General features: G+C 38.9%; 16 protein-coding genes. 3 read left to right on the forward strand and 13 right to left on the reverse strand.

The genetic code is table 11. From position 1 onward, the window contains the following. Window positions 1-127 precede the first annotated feature (127 nt). On the forward strand, window positions 128-3,094 hold the full coding sequence (locus RBI_RS13410; protein ID WP_041337561.1) for a restriction endonuclease: 2,967 nt from the start codon (window positions 128-130) through the stop codon (window positions 3,092-3,094). Here RBI_RS13410 and RBI_RS13415 read toward each other — a convergent pair. Further along, window positions 3,084-3,854, reverse strand: a complete 771-nt coding sequence (locus RBI_RS13415) for a PIG-L deacetylase family protein (protein WP_041337562.1) — start codon at window positions 3,852-3,854, stop codon at window positions 3,084-3,086. The genes RBI_RS13410 and RBI_RS13415 overlap by 11 nt on opposite strands. Before the next feature lie 2 nt (window positions 3,855-3,856). Next, window positions 3,857-6,205 carry a glycosyltransferase gene (locus RBI_RS13420; RefSeq protein ID WP_041337563.1) on the reverse strand — a complete coding sequence of 783 codons (2,349 nt, stop codon included), beginning with the start codon at window positions 6,203-6,205 and terminating at the stop codon, window positions 3,857-3,859. 73 nt (window positions 6,206-6,278) lie between these two features. Between RBI_RS13420 and RBI_RS14360 the strand changes: the two genes are divergently transcribed. Continuing rightward, a complete protein-coding gene (locus RBI_RS14360) occupies window positions 6,279-6,803 on the forward strand; it encodes a hypothetical protein (protein WP_051706973.1) in 525 nt (174 codons plus the stop codon). Next, complete coding sequence (locus tag RBI_RS13430; RefSeq protein ID WP_041337564.1) at window positions 6,800-7,627, forward strand: hypothetical protein; 828 nt, start codon at window positions 6,800-6,802, stop codon at window positions 7,625-7,627. The genes RBI_RS14360 and RBI_RS13430 overlap by 4 nt, the downstream gene beginning before the upstream one ends. 6 nt (window positions 7,628-7,633) lie before the next feature. Here the strand turns inward: RBI_RS13430 and RBI_RS13435 are convergent, their stop codons facing one another. The 11 genes from RBI_RS13435 to RBI_RS13485 all read right to left on the reverse strand — a co-directional run bounded on the left by RBI_RS13435 (window position 7,634) and on the right by RBI_RS13485 (window position 17,564). Beyond that, window positions 7,634-8,098 carry a hypothetical protein gene (locus RBI_RS13435; protein WP_051706975.1) on the reverse strand — a complete coding sequence of 155 codons (465 nt, stop codon included), beginning with the start codon at window positions 8,096-8,098 and terminating at the stop codon, window positions 7,634-7,636. A gap of 290 nt (window positions 8,099-8,388) precedes the next feature. Beyond that, a complete protein-coding gene (locus RBI_RS13440; RefSeq protein WP_041337565.1) occupies window positions 8,389-8,625 on the reverse strand; it encodes a DUF6103 family protein in 237 nt (78 codons plus the stop codon). Between the two features lie 20 nt (window positions 8,626-8,645). Next, window positions 8,646-9,626: a hypothetical protein gene (locus RBI_RS13445; RefSeq protein WP_041337566.1), complete on the reverse strand. Its 981-nt coding sequence runs from the start codon at window positions 9,624-9,626 to the stop codon at window positions 8,646-8,648. Window positions 9,627-9,630: 4 nt separating this feature from the next. After that, window positions 9,631-11,484: a VirB4 family type IV secretion system protein gene (locus RBI_RS13450; protein ID WP_041337567.1), complete on the reverse strand. Its 1,854-nt coding sequence runs from the start codon at window positions 11,482-11,484 to the stop codon at window positions 9,631-9,633. Continuing rightward, window positions 11,474-12,064 carry a hypothetical protein gene (locus RBI_RS13455; RefSeq protein ID WP_051706977.1) on the reverse strand — a complete coding sequence of 197 codons (591 nt, stop codon included), beginning with the start codon at window positions 12,062-12,064 and terminating at the stop codon, window positions 11,474-11,476. The genes RBI_RS13450 and RBI_RS13455 overlap by 11 nt, the downstream gene beginning before the upstream one ends. Then, window positions 12,065-12,331, reverse strand: coding sequence for a hypothetical protein (locus tag RBI_RS13460; protein WP_041337568.1), 267 nt, complete (start codon window positions 12,329-12,331; stop codon window positions 12,065-12,067). It abuts the gene before it with no gap. A 56-nt stretch (window positions 12,332-12,387) separates the two neighbouring features. Next, window positions 12,388-12,741 carry a hypothetical protein gene (locus tag RBI_RS13465; RefSeq protein ID WP_041337569.1) on the reverse strand — a complete coding sequence of 118 codons (354 nt, stop codon included), beginning with the start codon at window positions 12,739-12,741 and terminating at the stop codon, window positions 12,388-12,390. Window positions 12,742-12,969: 228 nt separating this feature from the next. Next, window positions 12,970-13,896, reverse strand: a complete 927-nt coding sequence (locus RBI_RS13470; protein WP_051706979.1) for a conjugal transfer protein TrbL family protein — start codon at window positions 13,894-13,896, stop codon at window positions 12,970-12,972. Continuing rightward, on the reverse strand, window positions 13,889-14,179 hold the full coding sequence (locus tag RBI_RS13475) for a helix-turn-helix domain-containing protein (RefSeq protein WP_041337570.1): 291 nt from the start codon (window positions 14,177-14,179) through the stop codon (window positions 13,889-13,891). Before RBI_RS13475 ends, RBI_RS13470 begins: the two co-directional genes overlap by 8 nt. 15 nt (window positions 14,180-14,194) lie before the next feature. After that, on the reverse strand, window positions 14,195-15,952 hold the full coding sequence (locus tag RBI_RS13480; protein WP_081856087.1) for a VirD4-like conjugal transfer protein, CD1115 family: 1,758 nt from the start codon (window positions 15,950-15,952) through the stop codon (window positions 14,195-14,197). Between the two features lie 196 nt (window positions 15,953-16,148). Beyond that, window positions 16,149-17,564 (reverse strand): DUF3991 and toprim domain-containing protein, encoded by a 1,416-nt coding sequence (locus RBI_RS13485; RefSeq protein WP_051706981.1) that lies wholly within the window; start codon window positions 17,562-17,564, stop codon window positions 16,149-16,151. Window positions 17,565-17,571: the final 7 nt, after the last annotated feature.

The following is a 17,571-nucleotide window of genomic DNA, read 5'->3' on the forward strand; positions in this document are numbered from 1 at the left end:
GACGATTTGTGAATTTTTACAAAGTTTTCAAAAGTTGATTGACTTTTTTAGGAAAGTGTGATATGGTGTTATATGTGACGAGGGTTATTGAAGGATAACTCTTTATTATCAACTTAGGAGAAATAAAATGTCTGATTTCCAAAAAAATTCAAGTAACTTTGAAGATCTGTGTTTAAAAATAGTTAAAAAACTTTTAGGAAATTCATTGAATAAAATAAAAAAAACGCAGCCATCAAAAGATGGAGGATATGATATTGATGCAACAATAAAATATAAAAATAAACAGTACAGCGTATTATTCGAATGCAAACTCCGAGGGAAAAATGTTAACTTACGAGATATTGCAGCGAACGTCATTATTGCCTATAACAATTGTACCGACAGCTTAGTTTTTATGATTAATCAGTATTTCACTCCACAACTTGAAGAACAATTATTGCGTTTTAGAGATTCAAGTCAATTGAATATAAAAGTATTAATAGGATCAGATATTGAAAATGTCATCCAGAATAACAATATACCTGTAAGTACAGAGTTGGCTGAGCTTTTAAAAGATAATAATAAAAGCAGAAAAAACAAACATATATCATCACTTGTTTTAAACACTGATTCCGAAAATATATGCAAGCAGATTATTGAAAAACCACAAGTTAATTCTGATAATAAAGAATCAGATTTTATTGCACAGGTTTATTCAAATGAGCTTAATAGAGCCGTTTCACTACTCAAAAATAATAAAAGCTTTATTGTTCAAGGCTATATTGGCATGGGCAAAAGTGCTTTTGTAAGAAAAATATTAAACACTGTCGACTGTATGTGTATAAGGTTAAATGCGGATGTGTGTCAGAATCAGGAACAAGTCATTCTTCATTTGATTCGCAATATTTGGGGATTACCGGACAATAGTTTTTTAGGTATGTTTGAGGAAGACGATATTGATTACATAACTCGTACTATCAATGACAATTATTCTATGGAAACTTGTAAATTTATAAAATACATATTAAACCAAACCTCTCTTTCTATAAAAATAGAGGCAAACTATATATTATGTGAATATTTAGTATGTATAATGAAACGCCATTATCCTAAAACAAAGTACGTTGTATATTTTGATAATTTTCATTCCGCTAATCAGGAAGTTAATGATTTCTTTGTATATTTGATCAATCTTTTTTCGGAAAAAGACATTCCATGTATAATTGAATATGATTTATCAGAATATGACCTGCAAAAGCAGAACCTGATGGCTTATAACAAAATAATTAATAAATATGCCATTATAGATATTGCCACTCTCACTGAAGAGCAAGCAAAAACTTGGTTTATCCAGGAATTGAATATCACAGAAAAAACTGCGAATCAAATTGTAAAAAGAGTAGGTACGCGATTTTATAATATAAAATTCATTTCCCAAAATCTAAAAAGAAGAATGCATACGCCAAACTTCGAAAAAGCAATGGAATTATTGGATATGTTGACACCAAACGATCTGTCCGATATAACATCGCAAATAATCAACTCTTGTAAGAAAAAAGATAAAAAACTATTTTATCTGCTAAAAATGTTGAACTGTCGCATTCCCATTGATTTGTGTTCATATTTGAATTTATCATACAGTTCACTTTTAAAAGAAGGAATCATCGTCAGAGAGGATCGCTATATATTTGTCTCAAATGAATTTGTTAAACAGGCTGTAATGAAAGAAACGTCTGATTTGGTAAATGAGCAAAATATTTCCGAATTGATTTTAGATTTCTGTACCCATAATCCTGGAAAATATAAAGATGTCATAATATATGGCTTATTTTACGCAGGCAAACTGGAGGAAGCTACAAAAGAAATAGATTTGTTAATCAAAGAACTTGGTCAAAAGCGCAATTTCACGTTAATGTTGGAATTCATTGAACTTGCAATAACTATTTCTGAAAATAACAAAAATGCTCACGCACTGTCAAACTATTTAATAAAAAAGCTTGAAGTATATGCAATCATTAAATCACTTATGTTGGACAAGGCAAGATTGACATTAGACCACTTGCAAACATTGGTGAATTCGGGACAGTTGGACTTACTTGATGAATCCTATTCAGAATTAGCAATCTGCTATTTTAAGGGTACTATCGCACTCAAAGACTATGCATTTTCAGATGATCTTCTGAATGAACATTATAAGTACTTTAAAAACTGCATAGATGGATTAATGAAAGATAATCCGGATGATTATCTTGGAAAGGTGTGCAGCAATTACGCAATCTACATAAAAGAAACCAAGGGCAATTCTGCGGCACTGGAAGTTTTTGGTGCAGCTTTGAAGGCTTTACCTAATTCCCAGACCCTGTATATTGAACATCTCAGTCATCTTGCCTGCATTTCATTGTCATACGAACCCCAAAAGTCATATGAATATTACAGTAAAATAATAGAAAAAGTAAACAACAGCCAAACCTTCTACTGCTTCCCCTTTCACGAATATGGGGACAAGGCTATGTGCAAAGTGCTTTTGAAAGAGGTTAATAAGGCCGTCTCTCATTCTGACCTTGGCATCAAATATGCTGAATCGCACGGCGTATTTGATGAAGTTGGAAGAATACTTAATATAAAAGGCTGCGCTTTTTTACTGGCTGACAAAGTATCGGAAGCTGTAAAATGCTTTAAAGAAGCGACAGAAATAATGGAGTATTCAGGATATAAGCACTATAGTTGGCGTAGCAAACTAAATTATGTAAACTATTTTATCACTTCTGGAAACAAAGAAGAATTAATAAAAATGCTATACGATGCGTACAGCATTTTTAAATCCGGATTAATTACAAAAGTTCAAAACCTAATTGAATCATGTGATGATTTTATCTCCAGTAGGGAATACCTGGTGCTTCTTGTTGTAGGCAAGTGCAGCCAGCTATTATTTGACACAAAAGCAAGTCAAAGAGCAGATTATATCTCGGCTGAAAAAATAGCTGATGAATTCAGATTTCCTGACAAAATAAAAAAACATTACCTCAAGACAATAAATCAGCTCATTAATCATCACGAACAGCTTGAACTGAAAAGCATTTATATTTATAATGGAGATATTTTTATTATTGGATAGATTCTAAAAGGAAAAGCTCGTTTTGCTTTGCAAATGAATACAAAAAGCAGTTATCAGCCGAAGGTGATTGAGAAGAAAAAGCTGAAATAGCGTTTCTTTTGGCGGAAACAGCTTCTTTGTTTCCATAAACATAGATCCAGTGAAAAGTGGTAAGATTTTTAGGCGGTTGGAAAATATCACTTTTTCTATTTGGCCAAACATCTTCATTTTCAGTATGTATCAAATAAGAAAGAACTTTTATGGGATGATTAATGATTCTTAGTGCATCATATAAATACATTGCACAGGCATAATGATCCCCATGCAAATCAAATATTGACGGGGCTGCGATTAAACTCGGCGAACATGATCTTATTGCGTATACCAAGTCGTCAAGGAAATTCTGACTTGTGTATTCAGCTTGAGTTTCCGTATGCAAAGAATGGACAGTTTCCTTATTCGCCGGATGATATGTACAAGATGATACAGGAGAATTTTGCTGTTCAGGAGTGCTTCTTAAGCGCATTAGAAAGCTTTTTTCTTTGCTCATTCCGGTATCTGCATATCCTAAGTACAGCATATGATCTTCACATATACCAAGTAATGACAGCGCATTCAAACTTTCATAATAACGTGTATATGCATAGTCTATTCCCCTGTAATCTCCGTTTGTCGCATACAGTATGTTTACAGTTCCATTTTTCTCCAGCACATTATGCATCAGTAAAAATGCGCTTAGAATCTCATCATCTTGATGTGGAGCAATTACAAGAAGATTCATTTTTACAACCTCATAAGTTCCTGCAAAATTTTGAGATTTTCAGTATCATTGGTACAATAGATTACATTTTTTTCTATTATATCATGAAAAAAGCCAAAAGCAACAAATGAAATTAAATTTCTGACTCTTAACCCATCTATTTCGTTCATCGCAAGAAATAATTCCGGCAGCATTGATTTCTCTAATTTTTGCTGTATAATAAAATCATGGATTAACCTGGCTACACCGGCTTCGGGTTCGCCAACCGCTGTTTTTTCATGATCTATCATGCAGATTTGTCCATCGAAGAAATAAACATGGTCAAATGTCAGATCGGTATTCACAGCACATAGCCTTTCCAAAGTGTTTTCTTCATCAGTTGAGGAAAAATGTTTTACGCAATCAATTAAGACCATGAAGATACAGCTTGGTATGCTTGATCTATTATAATTAAGCATTTCTGCTGCAGTTTGCCAACATAATTTACCTGAGAAACGGCAAGAAGGGTCAAAAAAGAAATCTTCAATTTCATTGTTCAGCTTCTCAATTGTTTTGTCGGGAGTATCATTCAATAATATTATGTCAATGTATTTTTCTCGTTCATCTTTGCTTATCTGACAGTTGTTCAGGACATTTTTTATGCACAACTTAAGTCTGTCAACACTTGATACATAGAAAGGTTCTGCTTTTTTTAGCAGGAGAAGAGCATGAAACTCATCATATCCTACCAATAATGGGCTATTGATTCTCTTATAAGCCTGTAATTCAGTTTTAAACATTTTACCGGCATTACGAGCATACTCATTTTTACGAACAGGATTATACATAGGACTTATTGCAAGGCGGGTGTAAGTCCTTTTTATAACATATTGATTGTTATTGCATTTTACCATATAAACATCTGACGAGTTGTTTTGGTTTGTTAGTATATGTAGCTGTTCTGCAGTACAGCCACTGCATTTATGGAAAAACTGTTTTATTGTTTCATCAGAATATCTGCTGATGCAATAAGGGTAAAGATTAATTTTCTTGTGTGATAGTACAGGTTTTGCATTATTTTCATCTTTAGGCGATGATTCACAATCAAAGTAGCACTTTAAATGTTTTTCAATAAACCGCCATGAACCCATTAGTTCTTTTGCAGCAGCTATCGCATTTTGTCCTAATGTATTGCTTAAATATGGTTGCCTTATGAAATGTTCCATGCGAGCGCTTAATTCCGCTACGTCACCGAATTTAACAAGAAAACCATTATACCAGTCGGTTATAGTATCTTTGGCAAACCCGTTTGGTGTCCCTATAACGGGAACACCTTCACACATCGCTTCAACAGCAACACGTCCGCCGGGTTCGTACAGTGAATGTGTCAGTAATACCGATGTTCTGAGAAGAACAGTACTTAATCCATAAGGATCAATACAGCCCCACCAAACGATTTTTCCGTATTGTTCCAGTATTGTTAAATCAGGATTTATTTCTTTGAAATCACTTCTGATCATTTCAATTTCCGGCAAACTACCTCCAGCTAGCCATAATGGCGGGCAAAGATTTTTATACTTATTATACAGCATATTCCAAGAGGAAAAAATGTGTTTCAACCCCTTATTCCTATCCATTCTTCCGATATATGTAAACGCTTTTTGCGCCCAGAATGTATCGTATGATTTGGGCTGAGCAATTTTATTATATTTCTCAGCCGCTGCTATTTGACTGCCGCGTGAAATCGTAGAGTTGAGTCTAGGGAAATCATTTGGATCATGGGAGGGCATAACAAATGATTCATGAATATACTGTCCCGCAACTACGATCTTATCTTTATCAACATTATACAGGGTCATAAGATCCGCTGCCTCATCATCGGAAACGCAAATAAGCCATTGTGCTTTATCGTAAATTTCTTGCTCATAAAATTCACGCTCGGGCATTGGTTCATAAGCTCCACGCTTTACTCTTCCCCTTGAATTAGATATGATGCTATGAACAAAAGGAATTTCTAATTTTTCACTTAAATCAGCTGCGATTCTTCCACTGTTCCAATATACACTATGAAGCTTTTCAGGCAGTCTACCCTGCTTCTTTATTATTTCAAGAATTTGTTCCACGTTTTGAGAATGATATTTCTTTAAAAGCGTTTTACTCATTGGTTCATTGTCACCATTTGTTAAACGATAGACTGTGCAATATTCATTATACTGTTCTTCGTAAGGAAGGTACTGCATGGATCTTCTTGTAAACATCAGACACCTAATTTTTCTTTTTCCGAACTCATCTAGCAACTCTTTCATGTACGTATGAGTTCCTCCCCATTCATCATATCCAGGAGCCATTGCCGGATCGGCGTGCATCGTAATTAATACTATATATCTTTCCATTTTACTTCCTCCTCTAACGGTTGATAATAAAGAGTTATCATTTATTAATCTCAATATAAAGGAGTTTTTCTCTATGATAAAAATCATACACAAGTTATTTTTTACTCTTATATCAACCATATGGATAGTAATCATATATGGAATAGATCAAAAATGGAACTTTCTGAACCAATCAATTTTTCTTACAGATGTTTGCTTAATTGCTATGCCTTTCATCTTGATTGCTTTTTGGATTATTATCACAAAGGCTGGCTGTTCTAGTGATAATGTATCTAATTGTGAAAACATTGATGAAGTAAATAATGACTTCCTTGCAAATTATCTTGGTTATTTTTTTATTGGCATTGGACTTGATAATTGTCATACATTAGTTTGTATATACATAATCGTATTTATATTTACATTCGCATCACAGACACAGTTTTTTAATCCAATGCTTTTACTAATTGGCTACAAATACTATTACATAACAACCGACAAAGGAACAAAAATAATGATTATTTCTAGACAAACATATCGAAACGCTAAAGAATTACAAACTGAAAATCTTAAGCGACTTAGTGATACTGCTTTTATAGAATTTGGAGGAACAAAATGAAATGCCTAATCGTTAAAGTAAAGGACAGAAAAAGAACACCAACTTACAAAAAAATGATTAGTGGAAAAGATGTATACTCGTTTCCGTCTAATTTAGATGATGCAATTGAATATTCGTCATCAACATTACACGAAGAAAATGAATGGTATATGATTACTTCATTTTCAAAAACCACATTTTGTATTGAGCTTCTAAAAGAAGACTTCTCATCAGTTAATTATGAAAAGCTCAGCAAATCTGAAGTTGATTCTATTGATTATCTTTGCTCAATACAAGATGACATTTTCTATTTTCAAAATATAAGCAAAGCAAACTTAAAACCTCGTAGATTTATACATATAGGAGATGATTTTACTTATGAAGAAAACAGTAAAAGCATTAATATTAATGTGACTCCAGACGCAATATATCAGAAAAATAATGACACACTTTATTTTCAAAGCCTATCAAAATTAAAGAAAATATTTAAAGGTATAGAGGAACTATATCGTGAAGCAACGGATGAAGAAACAACTGAATTCCTCAATTCGTCATTTATTAATCTGACGAGTGGATACTCAACTTTAGAAGTTAAAACCGCAAATAGAAAACGTATTACAATGGCATTAGAGACACTTAAGAAATTTAATCCGAAAGAAAAGAAACAAATCGTTAAGTACATTTCTAAATACTGCAAGAATCTTAAAACAAATGAGGATAAAAACACATTTGACATAGGTTCGGAAAAAGAATTAAAAGAATTAATATACGGAATTGAACAACGATACTATACTACAGAAATCGGCAACGAAAAACGTTTGGCGAATTCTGTGATAAAACTATAATGATATTCATAAGTCCGCCCGTTGATACCTCACCGCCCTTTCAAAATTAATAACCCCATTTATCTTCCTGACCTCGTCAGTACACATAGCCCTAAGCTTCACCATCGTTTCATCATCAATATCATTGATCGCCGCAAGCATATGTGATACTGCACCAAGTTCGACAGCAACCTTAAATAAGGCACGGGACAGCCTCTGCTCCGTGCCTTTTACTATGCCCTCAGTTATTGCAGTGATCTGAGGAGCGGCATATTCCGCTGCCACACTGTCCTTGTTAAGCAGATACCCACAGTAAAAACGTATCGCCTTCTCTATAAACTCCGTCTTCGACTTGCAGTTGTCAGCCTCATAAAGCATATCAATTTTCTGCATCGTCTCTGGGAAAACATAAAGCGGAAATTTCACCTTGACATCATCACAAACGCCTGAACGTTCGCTATTTTCTGCTGATCTTCTGTTCTTTGACTCCATAAAAAACTCAACCTTCGCTTTCTGACTCCATTTTTCAGATCTCTCAAAACTCTCGCAAACACGGCGAGCTTTGCTCGTCCGTTGTGAGCATTTTGGCGGCTTTGACGCCAAAATTTTAACCTGCAATATATTAAATTTCCCTCAAACCCACCCGAAATCATCTGATCCCTGCCATTCTCAAACTTTGCAACAAAATGCCCCAAATTCGCCCCAGCTGCCTTTAGGGTAAAGTTACCCCACCCATGCTCTGAAAACGCCACACGAGGGCACACGGTGCGAACCGTGGCGAGTTACTGCTCGGACAGCTTTTCCGTTTCGGCAGGAGCAGTGATCTTCTGCTTTCTCGCAGGCTTTCTGTCCGACATCATATCAATAAAATCTCTCACATTCTGCGGAACGACCTTGCCGTAAAGCTGATCCACATACTTTTCAAGCTCCGCCGCAAGAGTTGTGTTTTTCTGCTCCAGATACATCTCTATCGCAGAGAGCTTTTTCTCGTTTACACTTACCGTAACTGATTTTTTCAACCTATCACACTCCAATAAAATTAATTTTCTGATGAGCTGTCCTCATTCAAACTTTCAATAGCGTCAGTCACCTCCTGCGGATAATCCACTCCCTCATAGGTACACCAGCTTGACCAACCGCCGTTTGAAACAAAGTCTTTTGTAATATATCCAACAGCCTCCGAACTGTAAATCATTTCATTATTGCCGATATAAATCCCGTGTTTACTGCCATCGAACAGTCCCACGCCTGCGACTTCCGGCATGGTATCAAGACCACCTTGTTCGGTATAAACCAATGTGCTGTAAGCAGAATCAAACACCTTTTCCATAGGATCGTAGTTTAGATACCCCAGCACAAGCCCTGCATTATCCGCATAACGTATCCTGTCTGTTTCATTTCTTTCACCGATAAACCCGTTCATATATCCCCAGCCTGAGATGTAAGCATTATCAGCCCAAGCCGCAAGATCAGCACAGTTTTTCGTGCTTGTATCAGTAAACATAAACGCATTTATGGTGCTGTTCATTACAAAAGTGTATGTGCGGACAAATTCGTCATAGTCAATATCCAAACCGTAAGTCGAGTTTATCGCTGAGATCAGATCGCTGTCATTCTGAGCAGTAGCAAAGAGATCAGCATATGACTCAGCATTAAAATTCTGAACATCTTCAAAGTAAGACATATATATCAGCTGAGCCTTTATGGTCTGAACCTTGACACCCTTTTCGTCCATAGCGTTTGCAATGTCATTACCTGCTGATCGGATATCATCGAGCCTTTGCCTGCTTTCACTGTCAAGAGAGCTGTAAAAATCATCGGCATTAATGTGAAGTTCAGGCACTTGAGCTTCCTCGCCGACCTCCCCAAGAGAAGAAAGCATCACCGCAGGAGCACACAGCAAAAGGAGCAAACCCACCGCAGCACTAAGCACCACAGTCACAAGCTTGCCTCGCTTTTTTTCATCACCAAGAATATATACGGCTGCCTTTTTAAGAGCCGCCGCAACTGTCGCCGACATTACATCACCTTCCTCCCGCCGAACCAAACAGTGCCGCCTTGTAGGCAGGAGCAATGACCTGCAAAAGATACCTCTCATTACCACACCGATACAGACAAGTTCCTCTTTCAGGATACTTGATAAGACTGTACTCCGATTCCTCCAACTGTAGGGTATCAATAAATGCAGTCGGAGAGATATTACCGGGATTGAACAGAAAATGATGTGCCGGAATAGAAAACAGCGGCTTGGTGAACTCCTTTATCTCAGGCAGCAGAAAGTCCTCGATATTCTGACTTGCCAGAATAAACGAGGACTCTTTCTTACGCACACGTTTCATACCGTTACGAATATATTCTATCGCCGTCATATTAGTGAGGAATAAATACAGCTCATCAACTGCCGCAACAGTATTTCCGCACCCTAAAAGCTGATTGCTCATATACGACAGAATATTAAACAACAGAGTATCTTTCAGCCTTTTGTTCGTGTCCATAAGACCTTTCACTCCAAAACAGATAAACTCGCCGTTCTTGATGTTGGTGCATCCGTTGAAGTACTTCGACTCTGCTCCTTTGCACATACTGTGCAGTCCAAGACAGATGTTCTGTAACATTTCTTCGGTATAGAGATGTTTCTTCTCGTGATCGAATGCCATAAATTCCTTTTCTATGAGTTCGTATAGATCGCTCATAATCGGATAATCCTCGTTTTTCTGCGTACTGAAATCCGTGAAGTCATCAATACCGAATCTTGCGTACAGCTTCATCAGCATAATTTCTATCGTATCGACTTCGGCGTCACTAAAATCCTTGTACGCTCTGAAAAAGTCTTTCAAATAGCTGATGTGCTGACTTAAACGGGTTACTTTTCGGAATGTTTCAGGGCTGTCATCGGTTTCCTTTTCTTGATTTCCAAAGCGAGAATTTTCTGACCACGCTTTTGGCTCAAGCGGATTTATCATAAACTCACCCGACATCATATCAATGTAAGTGCCGCCAAGGTTATTGCACAGATCCTCATATTCGTGTTCAGGGTCTAAGCAAAGTATAGATTTGCCTGATTCACGCTGATTGCATAAAAGCAGTTTCATCAGATACGACTTACCCTGACCGCTGTTGCCGAGTATAAGAATGTTGGAGTTTGTTTTGTCCTCAGTTCGCTTGTCAAAGTCAACAAGAATATTCGTGCCGTACTTATCTCTTCCAACATAAAAGCCGCTCTCATCGGTCTTGCCGCTGTAATTCAAGGGATAAAGATCAGCCACCGAGCTTGCAGGAAGAACACGTTCAAACTGACTTGCGAATACGTTATTGCCCGCAGGATGAACAGACAAGAATCCTTCTTTCTGACGTAAAAGCAAACGGTCAACGGATATTTTGGAACGTGTCAGTTCCATTTGAATATCAGCCTGCAGTTCTTTCAGCTTATCCTCAGTACTTGCTTTTAGCTCGATAAACACGGCTGTATGCAGGAGCGGCTCTTTGTTCCTTCTAAGCTCCGACAGCAGTTCTACCACATCGTCGATGTTGTTCTGAGCCTTGATGCTTTCGTTGACGTCATTTGTGGTGGTCATCATATGGTTCTTACGCATTGCCTGCTGAACGATCTTCCTTTGCTCCATGCTTGTAACAAGTCGGTTGTAGATACGGAGCGTTACACCGTTCCTGTCCGCAAGGTGAGCAAGTATAGCCGTTTCTTCCGTACTTGGCGGATACTCCGTCACCGCCCAGCAGGACTTGTAGAAGTTTCCGCAGATGTAGTGATCTGTGTAAAAGCGCATAATGCCCGGTGCAATGCGGTCAAAAAAGTCCTTTGTATCGATAATTTCAAGCTGTTCTTCTGACAGTTCTTTTTTCTTTTGCTTTCTACTTCTCATTAACAGTCACCTCTTGTTTTTCTAGATCAAATTCATTCTCTCCCTCAATATCGGGTATATCATCTCCGGATATGCTTGTCCCGAAGTACAAAGCCAGCATACGCTTGATCTCCGGCTTACTCATTCTCCTAGCCGCAAAACCGTGCTCCGATATTGCCTTATTTACACGATTCAGCGTGCTGAATATCTGCTCGTCCTTTTCACGTCTGAAACGCACCGCAAACATAAACTGCCTTGCCGTGGACATCTCAATCTGTATCTCGTCGAGAAAATCATAGTCAGCTTGCAGCAGTTTTCTGACCGCCTCGTTCTGTTCTTTTTCAAGCCTTTTTCTAAGATGATTTTTATTGCTGTCAAAACACTCGCAGGAGTCAAGAGCAAGTATCTCAAGGTCAGGTATAGTGCTTAACAGCATCATAAGATGATGTATCTTCACGTCGATGTTAGCCGCAGACAGCACGGAAATATTGGTCGGCTCTACGCTGAAAAATGTTATCTCAGCTTTGTCGGTTTTTACGCCGAAACGAGTAAAGCGTTCAAGACCGATAAGACCCTGAACGCTGTTTTTGTTCTTTGTCATTTAAAATTTCCTCCATAAATACAATTGCTGCGAAGTCAGAAAAAACTTCACAGCGTTAAAAATATAGTCTATGATCGAAGTTTCGTCGACCCGAAGAGAGAGAAACGCAAAGCAGGCGGTCGCAGCAAAGGGCAGGACGTTCCAGAAGTTCACCAGAATCACAACCGACAGAATTATTCCGCCGCAGATTATGATAAAATCCCGAACGCTCCAGAACCACAGCTTTACGTTTGCTCTCAGGTTTTCGGGGTAGATGTAGGTTTTCATTTTTATCAAACCTCCTTTGGGGTATAAAAATACAGCCAAACTTTAGCTTGACTGTATTAGCAGTATCTTAAATATTTCATACCATTAAATTCATAGTCCGGATTCTTATTGAAGAAGATTTTTTCTTTGAAATTATCTTTTTCACAACAGACAATGTTGAAAACGAAAAACTGATAGTACCACTCACCCGTGTCATAATAGGTGTTTCTTTCATTAAAAACAATCCGTCCATATTGATCTTTTCTCAAAACAAAAGCAGTTTTATCAAATCCTCCATAAAAATGAACTTCGTACTGATTATCACCGATCGGTTTCACCCCTATCTTTTTACCAAAGGGAGAACGATTGAATTTTCCATCATACAGCTGACTTTCTGTAAACTGCCGACTTTTTGTACCTCTATTGTGCATCCCGTTAGTATCCTGATAAAAAAAGCAGAATGAAACAATACATTTTGTTGTATTTCATCAGGATTGATTCTTACAGGATAGAACTTTATGGCATTTCTTGCTTGTGCAAAATTTGCATACCTGACGTTTTTTCTGTATTCAATTTCAATTTGCTGAACAAATAACATAGCGTACACCACTTTTTGTTTTGAAATAATAATGTCATTATATCATACGTTTAACGTAAAATCAAGCTTTTCCCTTGATCATATTCACCGCCTTAGCCCCCATAGAAACAGTATGACTAACACTCATCATATTGACTCTAACGCTGGTATCAAGCCCGTACATCTGAGCTATCCTCGGCACTTCGTTAGCCGACAGACATATCCCTACCGCAAGCAATGGGTGCTGAGTGTAAGTCAGAAGTCCGATATACAAGATCGTTGTCTGCAAGAAAGCCGTCAGGCAGGTTGCTATGACCTGCTTGCACCAGCTGTAAAATCCGTCTGTGTAGCCCCTCGGAACTCCGAACATATACAAGCTCCCCACAGCTATCTGGCATAACATTATGCCGCCACGCTTGATGTTTGCAAACACAACTTTCACCGTGCAGTAACCGAATAAGATCATAAAAAATAGACTGAACAGCGAAATATCTGAAGCAAGGGCAAATATGACCGCAAGTCCGGTGTCCGCCATCGTGTCGCTCGTTCCGGATATGAAATTTCCAAGCAGTTCAGTTGCAAAGGTACCCTGCATATTGACGCAGAATGAATAAAGCCTTTGCGGAACGACCGTCACAAGACTTGCTGCCATAAAACCTTTCAGTACATTTATGCAGGTGTTCTTGATGTTTGCCTGCCCCGATTCATAAGCGACAGCCGTATCGAACACAGCTACGATAAGTCCGCAGACAAAAAGCATCCACGCAAAACTGCCAAACAGTCCGACAAACACCTGTACCCAGGACAGAGCAAAAATATCCGTTGCAGTCTCATTAATAAATGTGAATAGTTCCGCTATCAGTCCATACACCTTATTGAAGATCCATTCAAACATAATATCCCAAATAGCGTCGCTTATCGCATCGGCGGCAGCACCAACTGTGTTGTCCCAGAGCGATGAGATACCGTCGCTTATCCAGTCAATGGCGTCTGAGATCCATTCAAACATCCGCACCACCTCCTGCCTTTGTTATCTCGCCCTTTACTCTGTAAAGCGAGCTGCGGCGTCCGCCTTGGATATGATAGCGAGGTATTCGTTCTAACAATCCACGGTTTTCAAGTTCTGTAAATGCACGATACACCGTGCTTTTGTGTATGCTCAGATCTTCTGCTATCCTTCGTACAGAGGGAAAACATTCTCCGTTTTTGTCCGCACGGTTTGCCAGATAGCAGTACACAGCCACCGCCTTGTGACTTAGTCCTAAGTCGTAGATCCTTCTTGGAAATATCAATATGCATCAGCTCCTTTACGTTTTAACAGTTGTCTTTTTCTTTGCCGTCAGCTCCTCATATTCTAACGTGATCTCTTTTTTCTTCTGCGGATATTTCACTTCAACGTCTTTTATCAGTTCATCACGCTCTTTGTATGAAACGGCACGGGCGGTCTTATCGGGAAGTTTGTATTCTTCTTCAAACTTGATACCCCATTTGAAGAACAGTTTTAGCTTGCTTATCATCGGGTGCGTTCCTGTTTTCATAACAATAAACTGTCCTTTCGGCATAGATTTCAGTTCGTCCACAGTCATAAGCGGTCTGCCTATCATCTGCAATGACTGAGATCTGTCCCTGCCGTTTGATACCGAACCGCTCAATACAGTCTGTTCGCCCAAAGCTTTTGAAAGCACCTCTGCACTCTGGCTGTTTGGTGCAAATCCGCCGAACACAGTAAGCTGAGTGTTGTCAGTTATTATCTCCATACCCTGTTTCCCGTAGTTCTGTTCAAGCTGTGCAAAGGACTGTATTATCGCCACAATGGATATTTTTCTTGAACGTCCTGCGGAGAACATAGATTCAGCACCCTCTATCTTAGGAAAAGTTCCAAACTCGTCGCAGTAGAACATAACTCTGTTTTTAAGCTTTCCGCCGTTTTCATCTGCAATGACTAATATCTCACGGTATAGCTGTTGGATCAAAAGTGAAACCATAAAATATTTGCTCGTATCTTCTTCGGGAAGAACAATAAAAATAGCAGACTTTTCATTGCAGAACTTCTCGGCGTCTATCGCCGTTCCAAAACACAGCATTTGTTCAAGTTCAGAATCAAGAAAACTGTTGAGCCTTGAAAGTGCAGTCGACATTACAGAAAGCATAGACTGGTCGGACGCATTCAGAGCCGCTCCTGCAAGCCATTTGGCTTTGTGTTCGCTTGGAAGCTTGTCCATAAGCTTTGAAAAATACATTTTAGGTTTTGCTTTCGGGTCTGGCTGATACTTTGCCAAAAGGTCCTGTATCAGCTTGAACACCGAAACGATGTGACGTTCGTTCTTTTCGCCGAACTCCGCAAGTAAAAGAATAACGGAAGCAAGCAGACCCTCAGCCGCATCGTAGGAAAAAGCGTTTTGTCCGTAGCTGTGGCTGTCACCGCCGCCGATGTTGATTATTGTTTTTGCTGTGATCTTAGCATATTTCTCAGCCTTTGCTTTCGCTGAAAGATTGTTTTTATCGGACAGATAAATGTCCATATACTTGTTTACAAGATGCAGGATATTGTTTTCGTCTGAGCGTGTAGGGTTACGCAGATCAAGCACAGAAACATTGTAGCCGTAATACTTGCTTGCGATAGTACCATAATTTCGTGCCACATCTCCCTTTGTATCCGTCGAGATAAACGACATTCCGCTTGCACAAGCGAGTTCGATGTTAGGGTACAAGAAGTATGCGGTCTTGCCGACTCCTGCCGCTCCTATCATAAGCGTATGGACATCACCGGTATCCACAAGTGCAACAGTTTTCTTTCCTGAACCTCTGCACCCGACCACAGTTCCCTGAATAACATCTCCGTTAGAGCTTTGCGGAAGATTTTCTCCCTTACGCCATTTATCAGGCTCGAATGGCAGAGGGATAAAAGTACGTTTTATCTCAGCTTTTGTCGCCCACCTCGCAGTTCCGTGCTGTCCATTGCCGACCTTTTTCGCCTTAATTCCGTTAAGCGACTTGTTGTCAAGCAGATTTACAACTACTAAAAATGCAACAAAAATCACTGCAAGCACGCCTATTAAAATCATTTGTTTTTCATTCAATTTTTCACTTCCAATCATAGAATATTCTATCTTTTGTATTTAATAAGATAGTTAGTTTGTTATCTTCAAGGTATTGCGCTGTGAGGCGGAGGGTATAGCAATAGCCGCAAACGGCTATTGCTGCAAGTTTTTCTTTGAGGACAATGTCCTCAATTTTGCTTTACAAAACCAAAAAACTTGATCAGCTGAATTCCATACAAGGTTCGGGTTCTGAAACTATATCTTCTGATTCAATATTCTCTTGCATAGGAGCATTTAAAGTTTCCTCAACAGACAGTCTTACAGCGCTGTCGGCGAGCTGATACAGCAATTTTGCCGTATTTACCGACTGCTCACGGGTACGGGCGGTCTGTCGCAAGTCCTTTAGCACTGTCTGAACACACTCCTGCAAATTCCTCTGTTTCTGTGATTTTTTGCCCTTGTCGGTGTAAGGCTTGTAACTACCCTTGAGTTTGTGTTGGAGCCTTTCAAATGCTTTACATTCGCTGTTAATTCGCTCACTTTTGGGCATGAAAAATGCCGAGCCAGCCAGCGCATACTCAGCGAGATATTTGTATTGTTCGTTCTTGAAGGTGGCATAGATCTGAGACGTCAGCTTATCCGGACGGCATTTGAGATACTGCAAATTTTTCGACTGACGATGATATTCTTCTTTATGTTGGTTAGGGACAGCAGGAAGAGCATAAACGCCATTCTTTGCTTTTAGTACCTCGTTCCAATCTTTGTACGGAGGCGCAAGGCGTTTTACGTTTGAATATCCGTTCTCATTTAGAATATCCTTTAAACGGTCAACAGCCTCGATACCGCCCTCGTCATTATCAACGCAGAGAATGACTTCTGACAGGTTAGAATGGTTTTTTAAAGCCGTCAAAACAGCATTTTCATAAACTCCGTTCATAGCGATGTAGCTGTGTTTCTGCCAATCTTTCGGATAAAGCGTAAGAAAACTCAGCATATCTATGGGAGCTTCAAATACATAAAGTCGTTCATTTTCTCCGAAATGTGCAAAGCTGTAACGGGTATCAGAACCGCCGCAAGTGATACGAAACGTACCTCCAACGCTGTTTGTTGACCGCTTATGTGCCTGCTTAGGCTCGCCATTTTCATTAAGTCCGACAAATACTGCGTTGTGGTGGGTTTTATCCTCATAGAGGGTATGCTGTTTGGCAAAGTGTGTGATGATGTCAGCCGAGATAAACCGCTGTTTTATGAGGTAGGCGTATACCCTGTGCATATCGCTGTTCGGTTCTGGAAGTTTAAATTCTCTTGTTTTTTGCTCTTGTTTATCCGCTTTCGGTGGGCTGTTAGACAGCGGAGATATGCTCCGACCAAGCAGTTCCTGAACCGCAGTCTGAAAGTCCATACCATAAAACTCCTGCATAAACTTTATTGCTCCGCCGCCTGTCTGATTTTTATGGTCGAACCATTTTGATCCACGGATAGTTATACTGTCGTGCCTGCCGGAGCTGTCACAGTAAATGAGCTTATGCTCTCTGCCAACACGTTCAAGCTTTTCTCCTCGCATTCTGAGAAACTGCTCAAGGTCTACGCTGTTGGCAAGGACTTTTTGTTCGTCTGTAAATGGGATATATGGCACTTTATCA

Origin of the sequence: Ruminococcus bicirculans (ex Wegman et al. 2014) (assembly GCF_000723465.1) — a bacterium.
Taxonomy (GTDB): domain Bacteria; phylum Bacillota; class Clostridia; order Oscillospirales; family Ruminococcaceae; genus Hominimerdicola; species Hominimerdicola aceti.

What these genes read in the sequence shown, in the direction of transcription:
- RBI_RS13410 (WP_041337561.1), top strand. Translation starts at nt 128, where the DNA reads ATGTCTGATTTCCAAAAAAATTCAAGTAACTTTGAAGATCTGTGTTTA.
- RBI_RS13415 (WP_041337562.1), bottom strand. Translation starts at nt 3,854, where the DNA reads ATGAATCTTCTTGTAATTGCTCCACATCAAGATGATGAGATTCTAAGC.
- RBI_RS13420 (WP_041337563.1), bottom strand. Translation starts at nt 6,205, where the DNA reads ATGGAAAGATATATAGTATTAATTACGATGCACGCCGATCCGGCAATG.
- RBI_RS14360 (WP_051706973.1), top strand. Translation starts at nt 6,279, where the DNA reads ATGATAAAAATCATACACAAGTTATTTTTTACTCTTATATCAACCATA.
- RBI_RS13430 (WP_041337564.1), top strand. Translation starts at nt 6,800, where the DNA reads ATGAAATGCCTAATCGTTAAAGTAAAGGACAGAAAAAGAACACCAACT.
- RBI_RS13435 (WP_051706975.1), bottom strand. Translation starts at nt 8,098, where the DNA reads ATGGAGTCAAAGAACAGAAGATCAGCAGAAAATAGCGAACGTTCAGGC.
- RBI_RS13445 (WP_041337566.1), bottom strand. Translation starts at nt 9,626, where the DNA reads ATGTCGGCGACAGTTGCGGCGGCTCTTAAAAAGGCAGCCGTATATATT.
- RBI_RS13450 (WP_041337567.1), bottom strand. Translation starts at nt 11,484, where the DNA reads ATGAGAAGTAGAAAGCAAAAGAAAAAAGAACTGTCAGAAGAACAGCTT.
- RBI_RS13455 (WP_051706977.1), bottom strand. Translation starts at nt 12,064, where the DNA reads ATGACAAAGAACAAAAACAGCGTTCAGGGTCTTATCGGTCTTGAACGC.
- RBI_RS13460 (WP_041337568.1), bottom strand. Translation starts at nt 12,331, where the DNA reads ATGAAAACCTACATCTACCCCGAAAACCTGAGAGCAAACGTAAAGCTG.
- RBI_RS13465 (WP_041337569.1), bottom strand. Translation starts at nt 12,741, where the DNA reads ATGCACAATAGAGGTACAAAAAGTCGGCAGTTTACAGAAAGTCAGCTG.
- RBI_RS13470 (WP_051706979.1), bottom strand. Translation starts at nt 13,896, where the DNA reads ATGTTTGAATGGATCTCAGACGCCATTGACTGGATAAGCGACGGTATC.
- RBI_RS13480 (WP_081856087.1), bottom strand. Translation starts at nt 15,952, where the DNA reads ATGATTTTAATAGGCGTGCTTGCAGTGATTTTTGTTGCATTTTTAGTA.